Origin of the sequence: Kitasatospora sp. NPDC004799, from assembly GCF_040609095.1 — a bacterium.
In the GTDB taxonomy this organism is placed as follows: domain Bacteria; phylum Actinomycetota; class Actinomycetes; order Streptomycetales; family Streptomycetaceae; genus Kitasatospora.
Window position 1 is genome coordinate 1 of sequence record NZ_JBEXJK010000700.1, and the last position, 2216, is coordinate 2216.

Annotated in this window: 2 protein-coding genes; both read right to left on the minus strand. The window is 76.2% G+C overall.

Annotated elements, in window-relative coordinates:
* Positions 1-678: NAD(P)-binding protein (locus ABZW03_RS40055; protein WP_355269702.1), on the minus strand; the 678-nt coding region annotated here is incomplete at its 3' end.
* Positions 675-2117: a GMC family oxidoreductase gene (locus ABZW03_RS40060; RefSeq protein WP_355269704.1), complete on the minus strand. Its 1443-nt coding sequence runs from the start codon at positions 2115-2117 to the stop codon at positions 675-677. The genes ABZW03_RS40060 and ABZW03_RS40055, both read right to left, overlap by 4 nt.
* Positions 2118-2216 lie beyond the last annotated feature (99 nt).

The window sequence follows — 2216 nt, forward strand, 5'->3', positions numbered from 1 at the left end:
CACGTTTAAACCCCCCGGGACGCGCGCCTCGGCCCCGAGCGCGTCGAGTCCCAACCCGCCGTCGGACCGCCACCCCCCCAGGTCGATGGCGGTCGGCAGGTGGAAGGGGCGCAGGCCCTGGCCGCGCAGGCGGTCGGCGAGGTCGGCGACCGCGCCGTCGTGCTCGACGGCCGGGTGGGGGTAGTCGGTGGAGCGCCAGGGGTCGGTGGGGTCCTCGCCGCGGGTGCCGTGCACCCGGTAGAGGTCCTCGGCCCGGCCGTAGTGGGGTTCCAGGTCGGCGTAGTCGATCGGCCAGCCGGGGGCGTCGCCCTCGGCGTGGGCGACCGGGCCGAAGTCGCTCTCGCGGAAGCGCGGGAGGGTGGCGCCGTAGACCTTGGTGTTGCCGCCGACGTAGTAGTGGACGCCGGGGTGGAAGGGCTGCCCCTGGGCGTCCTGCCACTGGTCGCCGTTGCGGTAGCGGCCCTGGACGAACACGGCCTCCGGGGACCAGTTCTGCCGCTCGCGCGGCAGGAAGTCGCCGCGTTCGACGACGAGGATCCGGGCGCCGGAGGAGCGCAGCGCGTAGGCGAGGGTGGCGCCGCCCATGCCGGAGCCGAGGATGGCGAGGTCGCAGGTCACCTCCGGTCCGTCCGGCTCGATCACGCCGGGGAGCCGGTGCGGTGCCAGGTCGTTCGTCATCCGGTGGTCTCCCGTCGGGTGGGCTGCAGCAGGCGTTCGGTGATCTCGTGGGCGAAGGCCATCACGGTGCCCTGGGGGCTGATGCCGGTCGCGCCGGGGAGCACCGAGGCGTCGCAGAGGTGGAGGTTGTCGAAGCCGTACGGCCGGCCGGCGGGGTCGCAGAGTCCGCCGCGGTCCGGCGCGCCCATCGGGCAGGAGGCCATGGCGTGGACGGAGACCAGCGGCCAGTCGGCGAGGGTGCTGTGCCGGGCGCACCGCAGGGCCTCGGCCTCCGAGCGCAGCGGCGGGCCGGGGAACGGCGGGTGGACCTCGACGGCGCCGGCGGCGAGCAGCAGGCGGGCGGTGCGGTGGAGCGCGGAGCGCAGCCGGCGGCCGTCGTCGGCGGTGATCCGGTGGCGCAGCAGGGTGTGGCCGCCGGGCAGGGCGGTGACGGCGACCGGTCCGTCCACCCGGACCTGCGCGGTGAACAGGGCGGTCCGGTCGAGGTCCGCGAGCACGGTGTTGACGGTCCGCGGGTCGTGGCCGGCCAGGGCGGCCGCGAGGGCGCCGGGGGTGAGGTTGGCGGGCATCACCAGCAGGCCCTGGTCCTGGAAGTGCTGGAGCTGGGCGGTGAAGATGGTGCCGCTGGTGGCCCGTACGGGCTCCCGGAAGCGGGCGACGACCTTCAGGTTGACGTGGACGGCGGTGTGCCGGCCGGCCCGGCGGCGGTGGATGCCGCTGCGCTGGAGCAGGGCGGGGCTGCCGATCGGTCCGGCGGCGAGCACCACGGTGCGCGGCCGGTAGCTGAGCGGCTCGCCCTCGGGGCCCACGGCGTGGACCTCGGTGACGCTGCTCCGGCGGTGGCTGAGTTTCAGGACGCGGGTGCGGGGGTGGATGCGCGCGCCGTGGCGTTCGGCGGCGGGCAGGTAGCTGAGCAGCATGCTCTGCTTGGCGCCGGACGGGCAGCCGGTGGGGCAGCGGTTGGCGTGCGAGCAGCCGGGGGCGGCCCGGCGGGCCGGGGCCCAGTGCCAGCCCAGCCGGTCGGCGCCGTCGGCGAGCAGGCGGGAGTCGCGGTTGCCGTCGCCGGGGTGCTGGACGGCGACGCCGAGGCGGCGGGTGATCTCGCGCAGGTGGCCGTCCAGGTCGGTGCGGCGGTAGCCGTCGGTGCCGGCCCGGTGGGCCCAGCGGTCGAGCAGGTCGGCGGGCGGTTCCCAGAGCAGTCCGCCGTTGACGACGGTGGTGCCGCCGACGCAGCATCCCTCGCCGAAGGCGATGACGGGCCGGCCGTGGATGGGGGCCAGGCCGGCATGGCGGTAGAGGCGCCGGAGGTTCTGCGCGGGCGAGGCGGCGGCGAGTTCGGCCGTGGTGATCCGTGGGCCCTCTTCGAGGACGACGGTCTCGCGGCCGGCCCGGGCCAGGCCGAGGGCGGCGACGCTGCCGCCGGCGCCGGAGCCGATCACGAGGGCGTCGCAGTCGATCGGGCAGCCCCATCACGATCTCGCTGTTCTGCCGGTAGGCCTCGAACCGCCCCGACAGGAAGGCGGCGTTGGGGCAGAGCC